Source organism: Geothermobacter ehrlichii (assembly GCF_008124615.1).
Classification (GTDB): Bacteria; Desulfobacterota; Desulfuromonadia; order Desulfuromonadales; family Geothermobacteraceae; genus Geothermobacter; species Geothermobacter ehrlichii.
Genome location: NZ_VNIB01000003.1, coordinates 230,058 through 249,326 on the forward strand (window position 1 = coordinate 230,058; position 19,269 = coordinate 249,326).

At 63.7% G+C, this 19,269-nt stretch carries 16 protein-coding genes; 5 read left to right on the forward strand and 11 right to left on the reverse strand.

Annotated features, from left to right (window positions below):
* Window positions 1-18: 18 nt before the first annotated feature.
* From EDC39_RS05125 to EDC39_RS05145, 5 genes are all read right to left on the reverse strand, one after another.
* Entirely contained in the window at window positions 19-783 is a 765-nt protein-coding gene (locus EDC39_RS05125; protein WP_148895301.1) for a hydrogenase iron-sulfur subunit, read from the reverse strand.
* A 179-nt stretch (window positions 784-962) separates the two neighbouring features.
* On the reverse strand, window positions 963-4,019 hold the full coding sequence (locus EDC39_RS05130) for a CoB--CoM heterodisulfide reductase iron-sulfur subunit A family protein (RefSeq protein ID WP_148895302.1): 3,057 nt from the start codon (window positions 4,017-4,019) through the stop codon (window positions 963-965).
* A 17-nt stretch (window positions 4,020-4,036) separates the two neighbouring features.
* Entirely contained in the window at window positions 4,037-5,188 is a 1,152-nt protein-coding gene (locus EDC39_RS05135; RefSeq protein WP_148895303.1) for a (Fe-S)-binding protein, read from the reverse strand.
* A 215-nt stretch (window positions 5,189-5,403) separates the two neighbouring features.
* Window positions 5,404-5,937 (reverse strand): 4Fe-4S dicluster domain-containing protein, encoded by a 534-nt coding sequence (locus EDC39_RS05140; RefSeq protein ID WP_148895344.1) that lies wholly within the window; start codon window positions 5,935-5,937, stop codon window positions 5,404-5,406.
* 26 nt (window positions 5,938-5,963) lie between these two features.
* Window positions 5,964-7,979 carry an aldehyde ferredoxin oxidoreductase family protein gene (locus EDC39_RS05145; protein ID WP_148895304.1) on the reverse strand — a complete coding sequence of 672 codons (2,016 nt, stop codon included), beginning with the start codon at window positions 7,977-7,979 and terminating at the stop codon, window positions 5,964-5,966.
* Window positions 7,980-8,228: 249 nt separating this feature from the next.
* On the opposite strand from EDC39_RS05145, the gene EDC39_RS05150 reads away from it, so the two are divergent.
* The 5 genes from EDC39_RS05150 (at window position 8,229) to EDC39_RS05170 (ending at window position 12,422) form a co-directional block, all read left to right on the forward strand.
* Window positions 8,229-8,672 (forward strand): GNAT family N-acetyltransferase, encoded by a 444-nt coding sequence (locus tag EDC39_RS05150; RefSeq protein ID WP_148895345.1) that lies wholly within the window; start codon window positions 8,229-8,231, stop codon window positions 8,670-8,672.
* 18 nt (window positions 8,673-8,690) lie between these two features.
* On the forward strand, window positions 8,691-9,179 hold the full coding sequence (locus tag EDC39_RS05155; RefSeq protein ID WP_148895305.1) for an Rrf2 family transcriptional regulator: 489 nt from the start codon (window positions 8,691-8,693) through the stop codon (window positions 9,177-9,179).
* Window positions 9,166-9,579 (forward strand): hypothetical protein, encoded by a 414-nt coding sequence (locus EDC39_RS05160; RefSeq protein WP_246140181.1) that lies wholly within the window; start codon window positions 9,166-9,168, stop codon window positions 9,577-9,579. The genes EDC39_RS05155 and EDC39_RS05160 overlap by 14 nt, the downstream gene beginning before the upstream one ends.
* Before the next feature lie 76 nt (window positions 9,580-9,655).
* Window positions 9,656-11,002 carry an MBL fold metallo-hydrolase gene (locus EDC39_RS05165; RefSeq protein ID WP_148895306.1) on the forward strand — a complete coding sequence of 449 codons (1,347 nt, stop codon included), beginning with the start codon at window positions 9,656-9,658 and terminating at the stop codon, window positions 11,000-11,002.
* A gap of 418 nt (window positions 11,003-11,420) precedes the next feature.
* Window positions 11,421-12,422, forward strand: coding sequence for a methyltransferase (locus EDC39_RS05170; protein WP_148895347.1), 1,002 nt, complete (start codon window positions 11,421-11,423; stop codon window positions 12,420-12,422).
* 53 nt (window positions 12,423-12,475) lie between these two features.
* On the opposite strand, the gene amaB is transcribed toward EDC39_RS05170, so the two are convergent.
* From amaB to EDC39_RS05205, 6 genes are all read right to left on the reverse strand, one after another.
* Entirely contained in the window at window positions 12,476-14,008 is a 1,533-nt protein-coding gene (amaB, locus tag EDC39_RS05175) for an L-piperidine-6-carboxylate dehydrogenase (protein WP_148895307.1), read from the reverse strand.
* A 69-nt stretch (window positions 14,009-14,077) separates the two neighbouring features.
* The gene (locus EDC39_RS05180) at window positions 14,078-15,178 is read right to left on the reverse strand and encodes a saccharopine dehydrogenase family protein (RefSeq protein WP_148895308.1); all 1,101 of its coding nucleotides are present in this window, start codon (window positions 15,176-15,178) and stop codon (window positions 14,078-14,080) included.
* Window positions 15,179-15,337: 159 nt separating this feature from the next.
* A complete protein-coding gene (locus EDC39_RS05185) occupies window positions 15,338-16,057 on the reverse strand; it encodes a nucleotidyl transferase AbiEii/AbiGii toxin family protein (RefSeq protein WP_148895309.1) in 720 nt (239 codons plus the stop codon).
* Window positions 16,050-16,547, reverse strand: coding sequence for a helix-turn-helix domain-containing protein (locus tag EDC39_RS05190; RefSeq protein ID WP_148895310.1), 498 nt, complete (start codon window positions 16,545-16,547; stop codon window positions 16,050-16,052). Before EDC39_RS05190 ends, EDC39_RS05185 begins: the two co-directional genes overlap by 8 nt.
* 191 nt (window positions 16,548-16,738) lie before the next feature.
* Window positions 16,739-18,823 carry a DUF488 family protein, N3 subclade gene (locus tag EDC39_RS05195; protein WP_222862838.1) on the reverse strand — a complete coding sequence of 695 codons (2,085 nt, stop codon included), beginning with the start codon at window positions 18,821-18,823 and terminating at the stop codon, window positions 16,739-16,741.
* A 124-nt stretch (window positions 18,824-18,947) separates the two neighbouring features.
* Window positions 18,948-19,178: a hypothetical protein gene (locus EDC39_RS05205; protein WP_148895312.1), complete on the reverse strand. Its 231-nt coding sequence runs from the start codon at window positions 19,176-19,178 to the stop codon at window positions 18,948-18,950.
* Window positions 19,179-19,269 lie beyond the last annotated feature (91 nt).

Genomic DNA, 19,269 nt, shown 5'->3' on the forward strand with positions numbered 1-19,269 from the left:
GCCCGTCAGTGTACCCTCTCACGCCAGGGCGAAGCGTTTCTGCTTCTCGTCGAACCGGACCAGCCCGTACATGGTCGAATTCTTCAGGTGCCTGGCCGCCTCGGCTGGCGGCAGGTCGAGGGCCTGGGCGATTTCCCCGCTGGAGAGCTGCCGGTCCCGCAGCAGCAGCGTCAGCAGGGTGATGTTCAGCTTGTCGAGCAGCAGCTCCCTGAACAGCCGGTCGAAGTCCTCGCCGGCGAAATAGTCGGCATACTCCTCCTGGGTGGCGAATCTCACTCGCAGCCGTTCACGCTCCACCAGCTTGATGTAGGGCACCATCCTGTTCAGTGCTTCCAGCTTGAGCTTCAGGGTATCCCGGTCGAGGCCTTCGCCCTCGCCGAGCGGACCGAAGCCCTTGAGCTGCCTGCCGAAGTCGTTCATCACCTCGGCATAGCGGGCCCCTTCCGAGGCGGCGATCCATTCGAGCCGCAGCCGCAGCGGATTGACCCCGATCTGTTCGAGAAGCTTGCGGCACAGGTGCATGTTGAACAGAGCGTCGTAGTTCCCCTCGGTAACGTAGTGACACTCGCCCGGCCAGCAGCCGCCGATGAAGACCCCGTCCGCGCCCCGTGCAAAGGCGCGCAGCACGAAGGAGAGGTCGACCCGGCCGGTGCACATGACCCGGATGATCTTGGTTTCAGTGGTGTATTGTTGCCTGGAAACTCCAGACAGGTCCGCAGCCGCGTACGCTCACCAGGTGCACAGAAAGCCGATGACGTTGGGCCTGTACTCAAATCCTGCCATGGTTTCCTCCTTTCATGGGTAGGGCTGATGAAAAACGCTCATCTGCGGCGTTGCCCCCATCCCTTGTCAACGACGTATCTTTCGGTACGCCTTGTTCTCCGGGATTCCGGCCGCCCAGCATCCGGACATTCTTGATCAGCCTGTGGTCTTTTCACTCAACAGTCCATGAGCCGGTTGTCCTACGGAATCGCCTCGTCGATCTGGGCGATGATTTCGTCGTCGGTGTAGTGCTTCAGGTAGATCGCGCCGGTTGGGCACTTGGCGTTGCACAGTCCGTCGCCCTTGCAGAGCACCGGTTCGACCCGCGCCTTTTTCCCCTGTGGCGTCTGGTGGAAGCTGATCGCGTCGTAGGTGCAGGCGCTGATGCAGGCGCCGCAGGAGATGCAGGCGTATTCGTTGACGTCGCAGACCGCGCCCGAGGCGGTGACCGAGTCGCCCGACAGGATACTGACGGCGCGGCCGGCAGCGCCGTAGGCCTGGTTGATGGTTTCGTGGATATGCTTCGGATACTGCGCGGTTCCGCAGAGGAAGACGCCGTCGGCGGCGAAGTCGACCGGCCGCAGCTTGACGTGGGCTTCCTGGAAGAAGCCGTCGGGATTCATCGAGACCTTGAACAGCCGTGCCAGCTCCCGACTGCCCTTCGCCGGAACGATGGCCGCCGACAGGACGAGCAGGTCGGCTTCCAGCTCCAGTCGCTGCCCCAGCACCGGGTCGGGGACGGTGATCTTCAGCCCGTTGCCGGCCGCTTCGACCTGCGGCTTGTTGTCCGGCTCGAAGCGGATGAACTTGATGTCCAGCTCGGCGGCTCTGCGGTAGTGATCCTCCTTGAAGCCGTAGGTGCGCATGTCGCGGTAGAGGATGTGAATGTCGATCTCCGGGTTGCGCTCCTTCAGCTTCAGGGCGTTCTTGACCGCCTGGCCGCAGCAGACCCGGCTGCAGTAGTTTCGGCCCTCTTCGCGGCAGCCGACGCACTGGATCATGACCAGGCTGCCGGCGGCGTTGACCCGGTCGCTGTCGGTGACGATTTCCTTCTCCAGCTCGAGCTGGGTCAGGACCCGCTCGTTCTCGCCGTAGAGGTATTCGTCGGGACGGTGCTGTTCGGCACCGGTGGCGACGACGGCGATGCCGTGCCGGATCGTCTGCAGCCGTCCGCCCTCACGCTCGATGGTGGTCTCGAAGTTGCCGATGTAGCCGGTGACGTCGCGGATGCTGGCGTCGGTGGCGACATGGATGCGCGGATTGCGGTAGACCTTGCGGATCAGCTCCTGCAGGTGGGCCTGAACGTCCATCCCCTCGAGGGTGTAGTAGATGTTTCGCGCCATGCCGCCCAGGTCGGAATCCCGCTCCACCAGATAGATTTCGTAGCCCTGTTCGGCCATGTTCAGGGCACTGGTCATGCCGGCCAGGCCGCCGCCGATCACCAGGGCCCGCTTGTCGACCGGCAGCTCGAATTCCTGCAGCGCTTCCAGGTGCGCCGCCCGGGCCACCGACATGCGGATGATGTCCTTGGCCTTTTCGGTGGCGTTCTCCTTCTCCTTGGAGTGGACCCAGGAGCAGTGTTCGCGGATGTTGGCGAACTCGAAAAAGTAGGGATTGAGCCCTGCCTCGCGGCAGGTATCCCGGAACAGCGGCTCGTGGGTGCGCGGCGTGCAGGCCGCCAGCACCAGGCGGTTGAGGCCCTTTTCGACGATGGCGTCGGAGATCTGCTTGGCGTTTTCGGTGGAGCAGGCGAACAGGTTCTCGCCCGCCCAGGTGACGTGCTCCAGGGTGGCGGCGTATTCGACCACCGCCGGGATGTCGACCACCCGGCCGATGTTGGCCCCGCAGTGGCAGACCACCACCCCGATGCGGGGTTCTTCCTGCGAGACGTCCCGTTCCGGTGGATAGACCCGCTCGCGGCTCAGCCGGTGGCGGCGATGATTGAGCAGCTTGCCGCACAGGGCGTCGGCGCCGCTGGCGGTAACCACCGCCTCGGGGATGTCCATCGGCCCCTGGAAGGCGCCGCTGACGAATACCCCCTTGCGGCTGGTCAGGATCGGGTTGCGCGGGTCGGTCCTGCAGAAACCGTGCTCGTTCAGCTCGATGCCGAACTTCTGCGCCAGTTCCTTGTTGCCGGCCGGCGGATTCAGCCCGACCGACAGCACCACCAGCTCGAACTCCTCTTCCTTCACCCCCCCGTCGAAGGTCGAATAGCGGATGGTGACGTTCTTGGTCTTCGGATCCTCGCGGACGACGGTGACGTAACTGCGGATGAAACGGACATCCTCCAGTTTCTCGGCCCGCTGGTAGAAACGCTCGAAGTCCTTGCCGAAGGCGCGGATATCGTTGTGGAAGATGGTGGCGTCGAGCCCGCTGTCATGGTCCTTGGCCAGAATCACCTGCTTCTGGGTGTAGGTGCAGCAGACGGCCGAGCAGTAGCTGTTGCCGCCGGGAATCACCTGGCGCGAACCGACACACTGGATCCAGGCGATCTTTTTCGGGTGCGTCAGGTCGGACGGCCGCAGGACTTCGCCCTCGAAGGGGCCGGTGGAGCAGAGCAGCCGCTCGAAATCGAGGCTGGTGACGACGTTCTCCATCCGCCCGTAGCCGAAGTCGTTGCGCAGCTTCGGGTCGAAGGTGTCGTAGCCGGGGGAGAGCAGGATGGCGCCGACCTCGACCTCGAACTGCTCCGGCTTCTGGTGCAGGTCGATCGCCCTGGTCTTGCAGACGCCGACACAGATCTGGCACTTCTCTTCCTTCAGGTAGAGGCAGGTTTCGGGGTCGACGTAGGTGACCAGCGGCACCGCCTGCGAAAAGTGGATGTGCACCGCCTTGTTGGTCGACAGCCCCTGGTTGAAGGGATCGGGGATTTCGACCGGGCAGTAGTCGACGCAGATGTTGCAGCCGGTGCATTTCTCCTCGACGATGTAGCGCGGCTTTTTGCTCAGGGTGACCCTGAAGTCGCCCGCTTCGCCCTCGACCCGTTCGACTTCGGTGTAGGTCAGGATTTCGATATTCGGGTTGCGGGAACACTCGATGAACTTGGGCGACTCGATGCACATCGAGCAGTCGTTGGTGGGGAAGGTCTTGTCCAGCTGGGCCATCTTGCCGCCGAGGGCCGGCGACTTGTCGACCAGGAAAACCCGGAAACCCGAATCGGCGAGGTCGAGCGAGGCCTGGATGCCGCTGATGCCGCCGCCGACAACCAGGACATCGCCCTTGTCCGCGGAATGTCTCGCTGCTGGTCTGTTTGCCATGATTCTTCCTTCCATGCTCAGAGCACGGCCTGAACTATTTCCGTGAGATCCTTGATTTCCAGCGCCTCGTTCTCGTCGAGATCGAGACTGCTGTCGGTGAAGTTGGTGATGCAGTAGGGACACGAGGTCACCAGCACTTCGGCGCCGGCCTCGACCGCCTGTCTGACGCGCAGATCGGCGAAGCGGTCCTCCTTGGGGGTCTCCATCCAGATCCGCCCGCCGCCGCCGCCGCAGCAGAGACTGTTTTCGCGCGCATCGGCCATCTCGTTCAGCTGAAGGCCGGGGATCCTGCCCAGCACCTCGCGCGGGGCGTCGTAGATGCCGTTGTGCCGGCCCAGGTAGCAGGGATCGTGGTAGGTGACCCTTTTCGGATACTCGCCCTTCAGCTCCAGCCGCCCCTCGGCGATCAGCTCGGCGATCAGCTCAGAGATGAACATCACCTCGAAGTTGACCATGAATTCGGGATACTCGTTCCTGAAGGTGTGGTAGCAATGGGGCGAGGAGACCAGCACCTTCTTCACCCCGCGTTCGATGAAGGCCTTGATGTTGTCCCTGGCCAGGCGCTTGAACAGGTCTTCGTTGCCGGTCTTGCGGATGCTCTCGCCGCAGCAGTTCTCCGCGGCGCCGAGAATGCCGAAATCGACCCCGGCCTTCTGCAGGATGGCGGCGGTGGCGGCCGCGACCTGGCGCATCCGCGGGTCGTAGCTCAGGTAGCAGCCGGTGAAGTAGAGGATCTCCATCCCCTCGGAGTAGGGCTTGACCGCCAGGTCTTTGGCCCAGTCGGCGCGCTTTTCGCGCTCGCCGCCGAGGGAGTTGCCTTCGGAGGTCAGGCTGGCGACGACGTTCTGCACCGGGGCGACATGGCCCGGATAGACGTCGTATTCGGCGGCGATCCGGCGCAGCGCCACCCCGGCCTCGATCTGGTTCACTCCGCGGGGACAGCGCTGGGGACAGGTGCCGCAGGTCGAGCAGCGCCACATCTCTTCCTTGTCGATCTCGGTCAGGCCGAAGGTCGCCTGGCGGACGAGCTTGCGCATGCTGAATTGCCGCACCCGGTTCCACGGACAGACGGCGTCACACAGTCCGCACTGGTAGCAGTACTTGAACGAATCGCCGCCGTTCTCCTTGATGACCTCGATGATTTCCCGTTCGGGGGCTACAGTTTCCACGCTATCACCTGTTTCTGTTTGCAAACCTGCAAGTAAGTCCGCCACCAGGACGCCGGGAGCACCAGGTGGGAAAAAGTTTTTTTAACGCAGAGACGGAGAGAGGCGGAGACTGAGAGAAGAGGCAAAATTCTTATCTGCTTTATTGCGTTTCTCCGCGGGCTCTCCCTCTCTGCGACTCTGCGCTAAAAACGGTCTCCCTGGTGCCTGGCGGTCGACTAGCCCTTGTCTTTCGCCAGCTGTTCCACCGTGTCGAGGATCTTGTCGAGGCCGTGCTTGTTGATCAGGGTTTCCAGACCGATTTCGATCTCGTCCGGCGCTTCCTCCTCCTCGACTTCCACCTCTTCTTCCCGCTCCTCGTAGGTCAGGGCGTCGACCAGACACCACTTGACGCACAGGGGCTCCTCTTCGCCTTCGCACATGTCGCATTTCAGCGGCAGGCCGGAGTCGGGTTCCTTGAACTCCTCCCGCGACGGACAGGCGGCGCGGCAGAAGGCGCACTCGTCGTATTCCTTGCCGTCGATGACGTACTTGTCGCGGCCGGCGCACTCGGCGACGGTGTATTCGCCGGCGTAGACCGGAACGTAGATGTCGCGCAGCGGATCGTGGATCACCCGGATGCGCGAGCGGGCCGGATTGTTGCTGCTGTATTTCGGCACGGCGTGGAAGGCGGAGCAGATGACCTCGCAGGCCCGGCAGCCGTTGCACTTGTCGACGTCGATCTTGATGTTCTTGATCGTTCTCTTCTTCATGCTGGTCACGGTTCGCGTCCTCCCGGCTACTGGTTCGCTGTTTCCGTTACCGCCTCCCGGTTCTCGTCCGTGGCGGCCGTTTCGTCGTCGCTCAGGATCCCCCGCTCCAGGAACTCCCGGGCCACGTAGTCCAGGCCGAGCGACTCCAGGGTTTCCTTCGTTGGAATGCCCTCCTCGTTCCAGCCCTTGAATTTGTAGTAGGTGTCGAGCAGTTCCTTCTCCAGTTCCGGGAAGCGATGCTTCCAGTGGTTTTCCGGCGGCTTTTCGTCCTTGCGCCGCATCCCCCGGCGGATGTTGATCGCCCGCACCAGGGTCCGGTAGCGTTTCGCCGCCTCGGTCAGCTTCTCTTCGTCCATCGCAATGCCGGCGCCGGCGGAGATGAACTTTGGGTAGTTGTGGATGTGGTAGGGCGGCTTCAGCGGGAAGGAGGAGAGCCCGGCGCACTGGCCGAGAGCGTCGTCGATGTAGTGCATCCGCTCCTGCCAGTCGACGATTTCACAGGTCATCTGCACCGTCGGGTAGTAGGGGATCGAGTTCTCGCCGCGCGGTTCCCAGTCGAGGAAGTACTGCTTGAACTTCTCGTCCGGCACCTGGATCCAGTCCTTGACGAACTCCTCGCGCGCCTCGCGGCTGGGAAAGGGCGCCTGCGGAAACTGGCCCTCGATCTGGGTGATGTTGATCTTCTCGCCGGTGGAGTACATCAGGAAGTAGATCGGGTTGAGCATCGACAGCTTCAGGGGCAGCTGCTCGTGCTTCTTGATCGTGTTGTGGGCGTAGTCCTCGGCGCCGTTGCCGATCTCCTTCGCCGCCCAGTAGGTGCCTTTGGCCAGCGTGTCGCCGATGCCCTTGCGGTGGACGATCATGTCGAGCAGGTAGAAGAAGCGGCCCTCGTTGTCCTCAGGCATTCCGGGGAAGTCGTCCTTGCTCAGGATGCCGTTCTCCAGCAGCTCGAGGGCGAAGGCCATCACCTGCGGGGCGGAGAAGCCGTCCAGGCCGTACTCGGTGGCCTTCTGGGCGATGCGCAGGCCGAAATCGAGGTCCGAGTAGGCGGCCATGGTGTAGGTCAGCTTGGTGAAGCACTTCATCATGTAGGTCGGCAGCCCCGGCATCGAGATGGTTGCCCCGCACTTCATCGGGCAGTTGAAGCAGCTGATCAGCCGCGTGCGGGCCTTCTCCATGGTTTCGGTCCACTCTTTTTCGATCTCCTCGGTCCAGAAGCCCTTGCGGCGGGTGCGGGAGTTGCCCCACATGAAGTTTTCGGTGTGCCACTTCTCGTCGTGGATCTTCATCTCCTGCGGCGAGCCGAGCCCGGCCAGAATCGGCATCACCCCCGGGATCGGGTGTTCTTCGCGGTACTTGATGTACTCCAGAACCTCGTTGCACAGGGCCAAGAACTCCTCCGGCCGGGCGACGCTGATGTCTTTGGTGCCGCGCACCGCGATCGCCTTGACCCCCTTGTCGCCCATGACGGCGCCGATACCGCCGCGGCTGGCGCTCGAGCGGCCCTGCTCGATGGAGGCGTAGTAGACCCGGTTTTCGCCGGCCAGGCCGATGGCCGCCACCTGGGCCCTGGGCTCGTTCAGCTCCCGCTTGATGATTTCGGCGGTTTCGATGGCGCCCTTGCCCCGCAGGTGCGAGGCGTCGCGGATTTCGACCTTGTCGTTGTGGATCCACAGGTAGACCAGGTCGGGCGACTTGCCTCGCAGCACGATCTTGTCGTAACCGGCGTACTTCAGCTCCGGGGCCCAGAAGCCGCCCATCATCGAAAAGGCCATCAGGCCGGTCTGCGGCGAGATGGTCGAGACGATGGTCCGGTTGCAGCCGGTCGCCGGCGTGCCGCACAGCAGGCCGGCACCGAAGATCAGCAGATTGTCGGGGGAAAAGGCGTCGACCTCGGGGGGGACCCGGTCCCAGAGAAGCTTGGTATTGGTGCCCAGGCCCCCGAGATAGAGCTCGGTTTCTTTCGGATCGGTGGCCACCTTTTCTATGTTGCCCCGGGAAAGATCGATTTCGAGATTGATCCCTGTCTCTGCGTACCTCATCTTCCTACCCCTTTGGAGAGTCCGGAATGGCTGGTTTTCCGGCCATTGCTCATCGTCAGGCTGCTGTTGGAGAAACGGATGCAGGTAAAAAGGTACTGCAATGCTGAATTAAGGTCAAGACTAAAATATAACGGTGTTTGTGGTGGGGGCGATGGAGACGGGAGCTGCATGGGAATTCTCTTGTCGGCAACTGGTGTTTATGGTACCACAATACCAAGTTTTGAACGCCAGGGATATCCGAACATGGACATGACAGCACAGGTGACCATCCGCGACGCCAGGGAGAGCGATTTTGAGGCCGTGGTCGCGCTCGACCAGGCCGGCGTGCAGCACGAAAAGCCCGCCTACTGGCGCGGCATCTTCGACCGCTATGTTCGCGCCGGCCGTAACGACCGCATCTTTCTCGTGGCCGATATGGCGGGGGAGCTGGTCGGTTTCATCGTCGGCGAGGTTCGCGCCTGGGAGTTCGGCTCTCCTCCCTGTGGCTGGGTCTTCGCCCTGATCGTGGCGCCGGCGCTGCGGGAGCGGGGCGTCGGCCAGATGATGTTCGAGGAGATCTGCCGGCGGCTGAAAAGGGCCGGGGTCACCACCGTGCGGACCATGGTCGACCGGGAGGACAAGCTGACCCTGTCCTTCTTTCGCAGCCAGGGGCTGCGGACAGGACGCTACATCGAACTCGAAAAACCGCTTTAGCGGGGGCGGATTCATGTCATGAAACTGCACAAGGCGAGCCTGTTTGCCCTCTATGCCGTGCTCGAACTGGCCAGGGACCCCGAGCGCCAGCTCTCGGCCACCGATATCGCCGAACAGTACGGCATCTCGACCCATCATCTCGCCAAGGTGCTGCGCACCCTGGTACGGGCCGGGCTGGTGCAGGCGGTGCGCGGCGTAGGCGGCGGCTACCGGTTTACCGGCGTGCCCAACCGCACCACCCTGCTCGACGTCATCAGCCTCTTTGAAACCCTGGAATCGGAACTGGACGCGCCGAATCCCAGTGCCGAGGCGAGCCGGGCGGTGGTCGAGGAGCTGCAGAGCATCACCCGCGAGATCGACGACCTCACCAAGGCGGTGCTCGACACCATCACCCTGGAGACGGCCCTCAACAGCGTCCGGCTGCGTGCTGGACTCGGGGCGCCGCCGGACGGAGACCAGGCGCCGGAGGCGGCCGGTCAGGAAGGACGAACCCTTGCGACGCGCTGAGGGGGACGGAGCCGGCGGCCGTCGTGACGGTGTTTCGATGGGCCGGATCGGCGAGCGCCCCTACTGGGTGCTCTACCTTTCCCTGGTGCTGCGGGCGTTTCATCAGGTCGGCGCGGCGGTGTTTCTCGCCGCCTGGCTGTTCGACGCCCTTCCCGGACCGCCGCTGCCCTACCTGGTGATGGTCCTGGCCAGCGGCGTCGCGCTCTTTCTGACCGAATGGATGCGGCACCGGCAGCTTTACCGCGAACTGTCCGGCATCGTCAGCATGGCCAAGGTCCTGCTGCTGGGCGCGGCCGTTCACGGATTTTTGCCGGGGCGGCCGACGGTGCTGCTGGCTTTCGTTGCCGCTTCGGTTCTGGCGCATGCGCCGAAACATGTGAGGCATCGATTGCTTTTTTGAGGGTGCGGAAGTCAGGGGGCAGGATGACAATGGTCCCTGGCTCCTGAACGTGGGTGTTTTTTCGCAAGGGTTTTCCGTGACCATCGTCGATTCAGTTGCAGCCGTATTCTGCCACCAGGGGCGCATCTTTGCCGTGCGCCGCCAGCCGCACCTGAACGTCTTTCCGGGCTACGATTCCTTCCCCGGCGGCAAGATCGACCGGCAGGATTCCACGCTGCGGCACGCCGTGCCGATGCTGCGGGACTGTGACGGCCGGGCGGTCCATGCCCTGGAGCGGGAGATTCGGGAAGAGCTCGGCTACGACCTGGCGGCCGGAATCGCTACTGGCGAGGTGCTTTCGGTGCAGCCCCTGGCCACGGTGCTGGCCCCGCCCATCGTTCCCTTGCGTTTCCGCCTGCATTTCTTTCGCGTCGACTTGAGAAGCCGTCCGCGTTTCCGCCTCGACAGCGGGGAGCTCGCCGAAGGTTTCTGGCAGACCCCGCGCCAGCTTCTCGAGCGGTTCGAGCGGGGGGACGCCCTGATGGTGCCGCCGCTGCGCCGGGTGCTGGCGGCGCTGGTCAGTCAGCCGGACGGCGCCCGGTTCGGCGACCTCTCCCTGCGGCACGACGAAGAGAGCCGGGTGGTCCGGGTCGAACCGCTGAGCGGGGTGGAGGTGCTGCCGGTGCCGTCGCGCACCTTTCCGCCGGAACGCAGGACCAACGCCTTTCTGCTCGGCGACGACGATGCGCCCCGCATTCTGGTTGACCCTTCCCCCGAGTCGCCGCAGGTGTTTCGGAAGCTGCTGCGTACCCTGCAGTCCGAGCGCCTGGACGCCCTCTTTCTCACCCACCATCACCTGGATCACCACGAGCACGCGCCGCAGCTGGCCAGGCACCTGAACGTTCCGGTCTGGCTGAGCGAGGACACCCGGCAGCGCATCCTCGGGCAACACGGGGCCGACTACTTCTCCGGAATCCGTCTGGAAACCAGGCGGGAAGGGGACGAGCTGACGCGCTGGAAGGGGGAAGCGGTCCGGGTTTTTGAGCTGCCCGGTCATGACGCCGGCCAGCTCGGCCTGGCCCCTGAATCGCTGCGCTGGTTTCTGGTCGGCGACCTGGTGCAGAGTTACGGGACGGTGGTCATTTCCGCCCCGGAAGGGGACATGGCCGCCTATTTCCGGACCCTGGAGAAGCTCATCGCCCTGGAGCCCGCGGTGATCATCCCCTCGCACGGCATGCCGATGCGCAGCACCCTGCGCCTGCGGCAGACCCTGCAGCATCGCCGCCAGCGGGAAGCGGCGATCCTCAAGCTGCACAGCGACGGCAAAAGCCCCGCCGAAATTCTCGACCACGTCTACCAGGGGGTCGAGGACGAGCTGCGCCCCTATGCCCTGCGCAACATCGAGTCACACCTGGCCAAGCTGCGTCGGGAAGGGCGGATCTGAAACAGGGATCGAGGCCCCTGCGAACGAACGGGCTGCGGAATGTTATACTGGACTGCAAACAACAGCCCATTCGTCGGGAGGCCATATGTCGGAATTCACGAGCGAAGAATGCACGGACCCCGCCGGCCACAGACTGCATATCTGCCAGTTGAGGAAAGAGGGACGGGACGAGGAGGTGGCTGCCCTGATGGCTGATCCAGGGCACACCTGCCTCAACTGCAACGCCGTGGCCAAACACGCGAAGAACCTCTGCAACCCCAGCCCGTTTTCCCGGGCCTGAGACCGGGGCCCGAAGGCGGCCGTTGCTTTCACCGGCCGCCGCCATCCAGGTGCGCCGCGCCAACCGCTGGCGTTGGCGGCAGGAAGGTGGATGCGGTACGCTGGTGTTACGCGACAGATCTTTTCCCGGGAGGTGACCATGAATCCCGCCAACTGGAATCCGGCCGAACTGCTGAATCTGTCCGGCAGTTACTGGGCCACCTGTACCCTGCATGCCGGGGTCAAGCTGGATCTGTTCACGCCGCTGGCGGAAAAAACCCGGTCGGCTGGTGATCTGGCCGAGGCCAAAGGCCTCGATGTCCGGGCCCTGGAGATGCTGCTCAATGCCTTGGCCGCCATGGGGCTGCTGGAGAAAAGAGGCGACCACTTTGCCGCTGTACCGGCAGCAGCGCGCTACCTGGCCAAAAACTCCCCGGACTACCTCGGCTACATGATCCTGCACCACCATCACCTGGTGGCAAGCTGGAGCCGGCTGGACGAGGCGGTGCGTACCGGCGGGCCGGTGCGCGACCGGATTTCCCACGAACCGACCGACCAGGAACGCGAAAGCTTCCAGATGGGGATGTTCAACCTCGCCATGCTGATCGCGCCCAAGGTGGTGCCGAACATCGACCTTGCCGGCCGGCGGCGGCTGCTCGACCTCGGTGGTGGTCCCGGCACCTGGGCGATTCATTTCTGCCGGCACAATCCCGGACTCGAAGCGGTCATCTTCGATCTGCCGACCACCAGGCCGTTTGCCGAACAGACCGTTGCCCGGTTCGGCCTGTCCGACCGAATCCGCTTCGTCGCGGGTGATTTCACCGTTGATCCTTTGCCCGACGGCTGCGATGTCGCCTGGCTTTCCCTGGTGCTGCATGGGGAAAGTCCGGTCTCCGCCGCCCGCCTGCTGGCCCGGACCGTCGAGGCGCTCGAGCCGGGCGGCCTGCTGCTGGTCCAGGAATTCCTGCTCGCCGCCGACCGCATCGCCCCCGAGTTTCCGGCGCTCTTTTCCCTCAACATGCTGCTCGGCACCCCGCAAGGGCAGGCCTACAGCGAGCCGGAACTGGTGGAGATGATGCGCCAGGCCGGGTTGAAGGGCATCGAACGCCTGCCGCTGGAATTGCCCAACGGGGTGGGGATTCTTGTGGGGCGCAAGGGTTGAGTTATCTCCCCGGAATTCTACCCGGAGTTTTTCATGGGCAGTCCGACGGCCGCCTAGACATCGAACCTGATCCCCTGGGCCAACGGCATGGTCTTGCCGTAGTTGATGGTGCTGGTCTGGCGGCGCATGTAGGCCTTCCAGGCATCGGAACCGGACTCGCGGCCGCCGCCGGTTTCCTTTTCGCCCCCGAACGCGCCGCCGATCTCGGCTCCTGACGTTCCGATATTGACGTTGGCGATTCCGCAATCCGAACCGGCCGCGGACAGAAACACCTCCGCCTCCTGGAGACTGTCGGTGAACATGGCGGATGACAGCCCTTGGGCCACATCATTGTGCAGGGCGATCGCCCGGTCGATCTCTCCGCAGTAGCGGATCAGGTAGAGAATCGGCGCGAAGGTCTCTTCCTGCACGATCCGGTAGCTGTTTTCGGCCTCGACAATCGCCGGCACGACGTAGCAGCCGGACTCGTAGCCGGGCCCCTTGAGAACCTCGCCGCCGTACACGCGGGTGCCGCCTTCTGCCTCGACGCGGGCCAGGGCCTGTTGAAAGGTGTTGACCGCCTCTTTGTCGATGAGCGGGCCGACATGGTTGGCCTCATCCAGCGGATTGCCGATCTTCAGTCCGCCGTAGGCCTTGACCAGCGCGCTTCTGACTTTGTCGTAAATCGATTCATGGATGATGAGGCGCCGGGTCGTGGTACAGCGCTGTCCGGCCGTTCCGACCGCACCGAAGACAATCGCCGGCAGGGCCGTCTTCAGGTCGGCCCGCGCGGTCAGGATGATGGCGTTGTTGCCGCCAAGTTCGAGGATCGCCTTGCCGAACCTTCCGGCGATCACCTGCGCGGCGTGCCGACCCACCCTGGTCGATCCGGTGATCGAGATCAGCGGCACCCGCTTGTCGCTGAGCAGTTGTTCGCCAACCGACGCTCCACGGCCGACAATCAGGCTGAACAGCCCCTCGGGGAGGTCATTTTCGCGGATCACATCCGCCAGGATATGCTGCACGGCGATGGCGCTCAGAGGCGTCTTTGATGAGGGCTTCCACAGACAGGTGTCGCCGCAGACGGTGGCGAGCATCGCATTCCAGGACCAGACTGCAACCGGGAAGTTGAACGCGGAAACGATCCCGACGATGCCGAGTGGATGGTACTGTTCGTACATCCGGTGGTGCTCCCGTTCGGAGGCCATGGTGAAGCCGTAAAGCTGGCGGGACTGGCCGACGGCGAAATCGCAGATGTCGATCATTTCCTGCACTTCGCCCTTCCCCTCCTGCAGGGACTTGCCCATTTCGTAGGAAACCAGCGCCCCGAGATCATCCTTGTGTTCGCGCAGTTTCAGGCCGATCTGCCGGACGATTTCGCCGCGTTTCGGCGCCGGCACCATTCTCCAGGTCCTGAAGGCCTCCTGCCCCCGGGAGACGGCCTGTTCGTAGTCCTGCTCCGAGGCGAGGTAGACGCTCGCGATCTTCCTGCCGTCCACCGGAGAGACAACCTCAAGCTCCTCGCGGGGGGGCTTATCCATCCACTCCAGGCCGGTCGAGGCGCCGAAATTTTTCTCTTTGATCCCCAGTCTTTTCAAGAAGTCCATCATGACCTCCTCTGCCTGGCGTGACGCTAGGCCTTTGGGGCCGCAACGGCTACCGGCGGCTTCTGGCTGTCATTCCTGTTCCGCAAGCCTGCCTCCGTGAGGCCGGCCGGCGTAGAGACGTCCGCTGCCGGTCTTCAGGAAGGTTTCAAGGGGCACCTCCTCCTGCCTGATGAATCCCTTGTCGGGCAGGGTGCCGTTGCTGACCAGCTCGATGACGGCACAGACCGACGCGGCCGTGGTCCAGGATATCGCCCGCCAGCGGCGACCGGAAATCTCGAGCGGATAGTAGGCCCTGACGAACTCCTCGCGGGCCAGGGCGCCCTGTTGCCAGCCTTCCGCCGACGCGTGAACGTAGACCACGTCTTCGTTGACCGGCGGCTTGGCATTGACCAGGATCTCCCCGGCCCGGGCGCGGTCTTCACGCATCAGCAGCTCGTGGAAAAAGAAATTCATCAGCTTTGCGTGCCCCGGGTAGCGGATCGATTTGTAGTCAAGATTTTCCACCTTCCCGGCATAGGTCTGGCACATGGTCCCCAGGCCGCCCGAGGTGGTGAAGGCCTCCAGCTGGTTGCCGTTGATGACGATTTTTTCGAGCCACTCCAGGGGGGACACCAGCTTGCGCTGGCCGTTCTCGATCACCTCGCAGTCGTTGAGATACTCGTTGACCACACCCTCGGGCGACCAGTTGAACGCGTAGGAGAGCAGGCCGGTGGGATGGCAGGGAAGGGCTCCGACACGCAGCTTGATGCTTCTGATCTTGTCAAACTTGCCGGCCAGAAAGGCCCCGACAATGGCGATAAAACCCGGGGCAAGGCCGCATTGAGGGGCCATGACCGCCCTCGAGGATCTGCTCATGTCGATGATGGCCCTGGTTGTCGGCACATCTTCCGTGAGATCGAAATAGTGGACGCCATGCCGGTTGGCGAGGGTGGCGACGCCGAGGTTGAAGCGGTACGGCAGGCAGGAAACCACCGCATCCACGCTCCTGACGGCTTTTGCCAGCTGGTCCGCCTGACCCGCGTCCAGGGTCTTGACGGGGAAGGGATGTTCCTCGTGAATCCGGGTGTCGGCACCGGTGACCGCGAACCCGGTCTCCTTGAGCATGGAGGCCACCAGGGTGCCGACTTTCCCCAGGCCGAGAACCAGGATGGAATTGATTTTTCCCGGCATTCTCCACCGTCCTTGTCAAGGGTTGAATGACGTTTCCCGCACACTAAAAACTAGCATGGGATCGGCCGTTTTCGAGGTATGCTGCAGATTTTGCCCCGATGGGAGTCGCGGGCTTGACAAATAGGTGTTTGGCTGGACCGGGGTTTGTGTCGGATCTGTCTACTGCCCCTTGGGTTGCGGCAGGGCCCGTCTCAGTCGGCGAATCCGGTCCCACAGCAATGCCTTGGGCAGTTCGATATCCAGGGCTTTCAGGCAGCGGTCAAACCGGCCCGGACGCTCTTGCAGGCTCCGAATGGCCTTGTCCAGGTCGCGCACGATCGCATCACCGTACGCCGTTTCGGCCTTGGCGACTGCTTTCTTCAGCAACCGGGTCGATGGACACAGCATCGCCAGGTCGATCAGGTCGCGGCTGAAGACACCATCGTCATGCCAGCGGTCCGAATTTGCCAGCAGTTTGCTGACCGCCAGATCGAGGAATGACAGGGTCGATATGCCGCAGACTTCATCGTCCGGTCCCGGCGGCTCGAGCGGGATGCGCCCTTCCAGGATGATTTCGAACTTGATCTGCTGCCCGCCGACCAGCAGCATGGTGCGAATGCCATACTGGTCAGCCCTGATGTCACGTACGGTTTCAATGCCAGAGGCACCTGGGTCCAGGATGGCGGCAAGGCCTTGCCTGCCGGTCAATCGTTGGCGCAACTGACGGTATCCTGCCGGATTCGAGACAAGAAAATCGATATCAAGCGATTCGCGATACTCTCCCCGCCTCAGCACGATTGCGGTGCCACCGCCGAACAGGCAACCCAGTTCGCGCAACAGCGGACCGTTCAGCGACAGGAGGACCCGGGCGATGCGCTGGTGATGGGGACGTTCAAACATCCCGGACCTCATCGGCAAAGGCCAGGCGCAGGGCGTCTATCAGGGATTGTTCGTGTGGCATCAGGGCATCCAGGTCGAGGTGGCGCCAGTTCCGTTCATAGATTCCCAGCGCCTCGCGTGGCGACAGGTGCTCCACGCCCTGCAGTTGCCAGGCGAGTTGTTTCAGCTGGGGATAGTCGGCCAGAGCTATGCGCGCAGGAATCCAGCCTGCCTTATGCGGTTCCTCAGCCTCGTCCTCCGGGGTTGATGCGGCCGGCGCAACGACCTTCAGTTTCATGCCCAGAACCGAAATCGCGCTCAGGTAGGCGGCAAAGGTAACCGAGGGCTCTCCCTGTTCAATGCGATACCAGGTCACTCTCGACATACCGGCCGCTTCTGCCGCAGCCGCAGTACCGACTTTCAGCTCCTTGCGTCGGGCGCGTATCTGCTGCCCGATTATCGTGGCTTGTCCGGTCACATCTTCAGTTATGTTTGCGAGTCTGGCTGGCATTGCTCTCTCCTCTCTTGTGTTTCTCATTTTAAACAAATTGACTATTTTGTCAATATTGAGAAACAAATAAGGCCAAAGAGTCGAGATTGCTCCCCCCGAGCCAGATTCTTCAGAGGCTGGCTTTTCCGCTTCTGGCTTCACCTTTGCGGCGGTCTTCTCTTCTGCTGGTCTGAGTCCCACGCTAGGGACGGCTAGCTCCGCTCGAGGCTTTCGTTGGGGGTGATGGCCAGCGGATTGGTTTTCAGCTCGATCAGTGTCGGGCCGTCGGCGGCCAGCGCCCGCTCGAAGGCGGCGACGAAGGCATCGTGGTTGTCGACCGTCTCGCCGTGTGCGCCGTAGGCCCGGGCGAGGGCGGCGAAATCGGGGTTGACCAGGTCGGTGCCGCAGGTCCGGCCGGGATAGCGCCGTTCCTGGTGCATGCGGATGGTGCCGTACATGCCGTTGTTGCAGACGACAAAGACGATGCCCAGCCGGTGACGGACGGCGGTGGCCAGCTCCTGTCCGTTCATCAGAAAACAGCCGTCACCGGCCAGGCAGACCACCGGCCGCTCCGGGTGGACCAGCTTGGCGGCGATAGCCGCCGGCACGCCGTAGCCCATGGCCCCGCTGGTGGGAGCCAGCTGGGTGCGGAAGCCGCGATACTGGTAGAATCGGTGCAGCCAGGCGGTGTAGTTGCCGGCGCCGTTGGTGACGATCGCCTCTGCCGGCAGCCGGCGGTTGAGATATTCGATGACGGCGGCCAGATCCAGCTCGCCCCGCGCCGGGGGCGGCTGCAGATGGGCCAGGTAGTCTTCCCGCGCCTGGCGCAGCCAGTCCCGCCAGGCCGAGGCGTCGACCGGCGGCAGGTTGCAGACGGCGGCGGCGAATTCCGCCATGCCGGCATTGATCGGCAGGTCGGCCTGGTAGACGCGCCCGAGTTCCTCGGCGCCGGCATGGACGTGAACCAGGGTTTGCCGGGGACACGGGATATCGAGAAGGCGATAGCCGCCGGTGGCCGTTTCGCCGAGGCGCGGGCCGACGGCGAGCAGCAGGTCCGCCTGTCTGACCCGCTCGGCCAGGCGGGGGTTGACGCCGAGCCCCAGGTCGCCGACGTAGTTGGGCAGACGATTGTCGTACAGATCCTGCCGCCGGAAGGTGCAGACCGTCGGCAGCCGGTTGGCTTCGCTGAAGCGGCGGATGGCGGCACAGGCCTCGGCCGACCAGCCGCCGCCGCCCAGAATCAGCAGGGGACGTTTGGCGGCGGCCAGCCGCTGCCGCAGGTCCTGGAGGGCATCCGGCCCCGGATGGGCCTGGACGGGCTGGTAGCAACCGCAGTCGGGCACCGCGGCCACCGCGGACAGGACGTCCTCCGGCAGCGCCAGAACCACCGGCCCCGGTCGACCCGATACCGCCAGGTGAAAGGCGTGACTGACCATTTCCGGAATGCGTTCGACCCGGTCGATCTGGGCGACCCATTTGGTCATCTGGCCGAACATGCGGCGATAGTCGATTTCCTGGAACGCCTCGCGTTCGACCAGGCGGCCGCCGACCTGGCCGACGAAGAGCACCATCGGAGTCGAGTCCTGCCGTGCGGTGTGGACCCCGATGCCGGCGTTGGTCGCGCCGGGTCCGCGGGTGACGAAGCAGACCCCCGGCCGGCCGGTCAGCTTGCCGTAGGCCTCGGCCATGAAGGCGGCTCCGCCCTCCTGCCGGCAGACGATCAGGCGCATCCGCTCCTGCTCGTCATGCAGGGCGTCGAGTACCGGCAGAAAGCTCTCGCCCGGTACGCAGAAGACCGTGTCGACCTGGTGGATTTTCAGGGCGTCGACGAGAATCCTGCCCCCCTCGCGCTGGGGAATCGTCATGGTTGCACCTCGTCTGTCGGGCTGTTGTTGTCCAGCGAAATCATTTCCCCTCCAGAACGGCGCCCCGCTCCGCCAGCAGCTCGCGCAGCATCGAGCGGTGACAGCGCGCCTCGTTCTCGCAGTAACAGCCGACCGAAAAATCGGCCTGCCGGGAGAGGGCCGCCAGCAGATCGAGCAGCCGTATTTTGTCGGGGCTGCCATCTCCGCACGGTACCTCCTGGCGAAAGCGGCCCAGTCCTGCTCCGTTTCGGCCGCCCGGGCCAGCTTCACCAGCTCCGCCGACGGGGCCAGTTCCGGCAGCCAGAGATCGTACCAGTTCTGCGTCGCGTATTCACTCTTCGGAACGCCGCGCGGCGGATGCCGCACCGTGCCGATGCGCAGGCCTTCATTGGTGTGCCGCGGGGTGCCGAGACGAACGATCCGGACGGGCATGGCAGGCTCCTTTCGGTCCCGTATGCCGAAGCACGAGGAACGTTGTTGAAGGGTGAAGGACAGCTTCGCCCGAACCTGTCCCGAGACGGCGAAGCCCGATGGCCGTTGCGGGAATGCCGGTGATTTATCCGCCCCATAACGATGACAGCGGGGCCGCCCAGAGACGGTCGCCAAGGGGCATGGTTTCGGAGCCATCGTACAGAACGATTCCCAGCCGGGAATAATTGCGCAATTGTCCGGAGACTTGGGCCAGGGCCTGCACAAACCTGGGCAGCAGGTCGAGCTTGTCGACATCCGTCACTTCCTGTACGTCGCGCTGGATGATGGCATCGATATACTGGCGGTGCCATGCCATCCGGCGATGCGGTGTGACGCGAAAAACCGCTTCCGGGTAGCCTCCCCGAAGGACGATTTCACCCAGTTTCTCGCCCAGAAAACCTAGCGTG